Origin of the sequence: Burkholderia sp. LMG 13014 (assembly GCF_905232215.1) — a bacterium.
Taxonomy (GTDB): domain Bacteria; phylum Pseudomonadota; class Gammaproteobacteria; order Burkholderiales; family Burkholderiaceae; genus Burkholderia.
Genome location: NZ_CAJNKE010000494.1, coordinates 1 through 4,402, shown reverse-complemented (window position 1 = coordinate 4,402; position 4,402 = coordinate 1). Strand labels below are relative to the sequence as shown.

Annotated in this window: 3 protein-coding genes and 1 pseudogene; 1 reads left to right on the top strand and 3 read right to left on the bottom strand. The window is 68.5% G+C overall.

From position 1 onward, the window contains the following. Window positions 1-1,056 (bottom strand): annotated as a pseudogene (locus JYJ84_RS38585) (hypothetical protein); the annotation flags it as partial. Window positions 1,057-1,412: 356 nt separating this feature from the next. On the opposite strand from JYJ84_RS38585, the gene JYJ84_RS29465 reads away from it, so the two are divergent. After that, a complete protein-coding gene (locus JYJ84_RS29465) occupies window positions 1,413-1,811 on the top strand; it encodes a carboxymuconolactone decarboxylase family protein (RefSeq protein ID WP_175221680.1) in 399 nt (132 codons plus the stop codon). Window positions 1,812-1,868: 57 nt separating this feature from the next. Here JYJ84_RS29465 and JYJ84_RS29460 read toward each other — a convergent pair whose 3' ends face one another. Both JYJ84_RS29460 and JYJ84_RS29455 read right to left on the bottom strand, forming a co-directional pair. Next, complete coding sequence (locus JYJ84_RS29460; protein ID WP_175221681.1) at window positions 1,869-2,852, bottom strand: alpha/beta fold hydrolase; 984 nt, start codon at window positions 2,850-2,852, stop codon at window positions 1,869-1,871. Window positions 2,853-2,859: 7 nt separating this feature from the next. Then, a partial coding sequence (locus JYJ84_RS29455; protein WP_240201917.1) for an NAD(P)/FAD-dependent oxidoreductase occupies window positions 2,860-4,402 on the bottom strand: 1,543 nt, incomplete at its 5' end.

Below are 4,402 nucleotides of genomic sequence, written 5' to 3'. Positions count from 1 at the left end.
CGGGTTCGCCGACACGCCGATCGAGCCGAGGCCGGCCGCGACGCCGTTGCCGAGCGACTGCACACCGTTGCCGAGGCTCGTGACCGCATTGCCGACGCTGGTCGCCGTCGTCGGGTTCGTGCCGGGAATCTGCACGCCGCCGATCTGCGCGCCGCCGTTCGCGACCGTCGTGCCGAGTGCCGTCACGAGGTTGCCGGATTTCTGGAGGACATTGCCGAGCGGGGTGACGCCGGTGCCGGAAGTGCCAGACGTGCCAGACGTGCCGGAAGTGCCCGACGTACCGGAAGTGCCCGACGTACCGGAAGTGCCCGACGTACCGGAAGTGCCCGACGTACCGGAAGTGCCCGACGTGCCGGAAGTACCCGACGTGCCGGAAGTGCCAGACGTACCGGAGGTGCCTGACGTACCGGAGGTGCCTGACGTACCGGAAGTGCCAGACGTACCGGAAGTGCCCGACGTGCCGGAGGTGCCTGACGTACCGGAGGTGCCTGACGTACCGGAAGTGCCCGACGTGCCGGAGGTGCCCGACGTACCGGAGGTGCCTGACGTACCGGAAGTGCCCGACGTGCCGGAAGTGCCCGACGTGCCGGAAGTGCCCGACGTACCGGAAGTGCCCGACGTACCGGAAGTGCCCGACGTACCGGAGGTGCCCGACGTACCGGAGGTGCCCGACGTGCCGGAGGTGCCCGACGTACCGGAAGTACCCGACGTACCGGAAGTGCCCGACGTACCGGAAGTGCCCGACGTGCCGGAGGTGCCCGACGTGCCGGAAGTACCCGACGTACCGGAAGTGCCCGACGTACCGGAAGTGCCCGACGTACCGGAAGTACCCGACGTACCGGAGGTGCCCGACGTACCGGAGCTACCCGAAGTACCAGAGCTACCCGACGTCCCGCCGCCCGACGTACCCGAAGTCCCCGAGCTGCCGCCCGTCCCTGACGTGCTCGGCTTGATCGTCGGCGGGGTCGTCGGTCCATCGACCGAGCCGCAACCATAGAGTGCGAGCAGCGACGAGACGGCCATCGTTACCGTCGTCTTCTTGAAGAATTTGTGCATGTTGGCCTCGACATTGGAAGTGTGTCCAAGCCTCCACTGCAAATTCCGCGCCACGACAGCTTTCCCGAAACGGTGTCGCGCTTTATTGCAGGAATCGGGGATATACGCGCGATTTAAACGGCGTAACGGTGCTTTCTCGCGATGGGTACGCACGGCGCGCCGGCACGGTGGGTGCGATGTTCCCGTAGGCCGCCGTAACGCGCGGCGCGATGTTACGTAGCGTTCGATATCGCGTGACGCGGGCAGCTTCGAACCGAGGGCCGCATCTTTGACGAAAGGCGCCGGCCCGCTGAACATGGCGCGACATCCCCGGCTGCCGACGAAGCAGCAGCCACCACTCCACACAGGACACGGACATGAGCGAACAGGACAGGGAACACGGCAAGGCGCGACGAATCGACGTGATGGGCGAGGCGTTCGTCGAACGCGCGATGCGCGACCTCGACGGTTTTTCGCGCCCGCTGCAGAACTGGCTGAACGAGCACGCGTGGGGCAGCACGTGGCAGCGGGGCGGGATCGACCTGAAGACGCGCAGCCTGTGCACGTGCGCGATGCTGGCGGCGCTCGGCCGCAGCACGGAGCTGAAGGGTCACATTCGCGGCGCGCTCAACAACGGCGCGAGCCTCGTCGAGATCCGCGAGGTGCTGCTGCATAGCGCGCTGTACGCGGGCGCGCCGGCCGCGGTCGAGGCATTCCGCAGCGCGCGGGAGGTGATATCGGAGCTCGGGCTGTCGCTGCCCGACGACGAAGCCTGATTCCGCCGCAGCGCCGGCGGCACGGCACGGAATCAGGCCCTGTTACGCGGTCGCGGCTTACGCGATGCGTGCCGCCGGCGCGGCCGCCTCGGCTGGCGTAGCGGCGACTTCGAGCAGCCAGTCGGCCGTGGCGTCCGGAATCGTGACCGGCAGCATGTGCCCGCCCTCGACGACCTTCAGCCGCACGCGCGCCGATTTCTTCGCGAGCGCTTCGCCGTGCTCGCGCCAGTTCAGGATCGGATCGGCGCGGCCGTACAGCACGTCGACCGGTAGCGCGAGGTCCGGATAGCGGCGCTCCATCGCGGGCAGGTCGACGGGGGCCGACAGCAGGTCGGTCGCGGTCGAGTAGAACACGTGCGGGCGCATCCCGAGCAGCCCGCCGCCCTTGACCGGGAAGTCGCGCGGCACGTCTTCCGGCGCGAACACCTGGCGCACGGCCTTGCGGCCGGTCAGGATCGTCAGCGGAATCGCGAAGGTCCACGACACGAAGCGGCGCACGAGCGGCGACGGCAGCATCAGCGGCTTGAACGGCGCCGGCGGCTCGCTCTGCTCGTGCGACAGCGGCGCAATCAGCGCGAGCCGGCTCACGCGATCCGCATGATTGAGGCCGACCGCGAGCGCGATGGCGCCGCCGAGCGAGTGGCCGACCAGCACCGGTTTGTCGAGCTGCAGCGCGTCGATGAATGCGGCGACCGTGCGGGCCTGCGCGAACACGTTCGCCTGCGAGCTTGCGCCGCGGATCGAGCGGCCGGCGCCCGGCCGGTCGATGAGGATCACGCGATGCCGTTGCGCGAGCCGCGCGAGCGGCAGATACGCAAAATTGCGCAGTTGCCCCGCGAGCCCGTGGACGAACACGAGCGGCGGGCCGTTGCCGTATTCGACGTAGTGGATGCGGTCGCCGCCGATGTCGACGAAGCGGCCTTCGGGCGGAAACGCGCGCGTCACGCGACGGGCCACGTAACCGGTAAACAGCGCGAGCGCGGCGAGCACCGCGACGACGCCGAGCAGCACGTTCTGGATCAGATGGAGCGTATGGGTCATGTCGGCCTCAGCGGGTTTCGAGTGCGGGTTCGGCAACCGGCGTCGTGGCCGCCGGGCCGGCTTTCGCGCGGCGTTCGAACTGCATCGCCGAATCGGCGAGTCCGCTGAACTTCAGCGATGCAAGATCGAGCACGTAGTTCTGGTGGAACTTCCACGGCTTGCTGTGCCCCTGCTTCGGCAGGATGCCGGCCGCGCGCTGGATGTAGCCCGAGCTCAGGTTGACGGCCGGCACGTCGCCGAGGTCGCCGGCGCCGAGCCGCGGCACGCAGGTGTCGTAGCCGTTCGCGCGCATGTGGTTGAGCAGCCGGCACACGTAGCGCGCGATCAGCTCGGCCTTCAGTGTCCACGACGCATTCGTGTAGCCGAACGACGACGCGAGGTTCGGCACGTCGCTGTACATCATCCCCTTGTACGACACGGTCTCCGGCAGGTCGACCGCGCGGCCGTCGACCGTGACGCGTGCGCCGCCGAGCATCTTCACTTTCAGCCCGGTCGCGGTGACGATCACGTCCGCGTCGAGCTGCTGGCCGCTCTTCAGCTTGAGGCCGGTCGGCGTGAAGCGCTCGATCTCGTCGGTGACGATCGATGCGCGCCCCGAGCGGATCGACTTGAACAGGTCGCCGTTCGGCACGAGGCACACGCGCTGGTCCCACGGCATGTAGCGCGGCGTCAGGTGCTTCGCGACGTCGAAGCCGGGGCCGACCTGCTTGCTGGCCGCGCGGATGATGAACTGCTTCGTCCGGTCGGGTTTGCGGCGCGACACGTTGTACAGGTACATCGTCAGCAGTACGTTCTTCACGCGCACGAGCCGGTGCGCGAGCCGCGACGGCAGCACGCGGCGCAACGCGTTCGCGATCTTGTCGCGCGCGGGCAGCGACACGATGTAGGTCGGCGAGCGCTGCAGCATCGTCACGTGCTGCGCGTTGGCCGCCATCGACGGCACCAGCGTGACGGCCGTCGCGCCGCTGCCGATCACGACCACGCGCCGGTTCGCGTACGACAGGTCTTTCGGCCAGTGCTGCGGATGCACGAGCTTGCCTTCGAACGTGTCCATGCCGGCCCAGTCGGGCAGATAGCCGGCGTCGTAGTCGTAGTAGCCGCTGCACATGAACAGGAAGCGGCAGGTGTAGACGAGCGTATCGGTCGCGCCATCGCGTGTGCGCTCGATGCGGACCGTCCAGCGCGCGCGGTTCGAGTCCCAGTCGGCGGCGACCACCTTCTGGCCGTAGCGGATCGTCTTGTCGATGCCGTACGCGCGCGCGGTGTCGCGGATGTAGTCGAGGATCGTCTGGCCGTCCGAGATCGCCTTGTCGCTGTGCCACGGGCGGAAGCTGTAGCCGAGCGTGAACATGTCGGAATCCGAACGGACGCCCGGATAGCGGAACAGGTCCCAGGTGCCGCCGATCGCATCGCGCGCCTCGACGATCGCCACGCTTGCATACGGGCAGCGCTGCTTCAGGTGATACGCGGCGCCGATGCCGGACAGGCCGGCACCGACGATCAGCACGTCGAGGTCGTAGCTGTCGCCACGGGCGCCGGGGGCGGGCGGC

Coding starts and splice junctions, on each gene's coding strand:
- JYJ84_RS29465 (WP_175221680.1), top strand. CDS start 1,413: ATGAGCGAACAGGACAGGGAACACGGCAAGGCGCGACGAATCGACGTG.
- JYJ84_RS29460 (WP_175221681.1), bottom strand. CDS start 2,852: ATGACCCATACGCTCCATCTGATCCAGAACGTGCTGCTCGGCGTCGTC.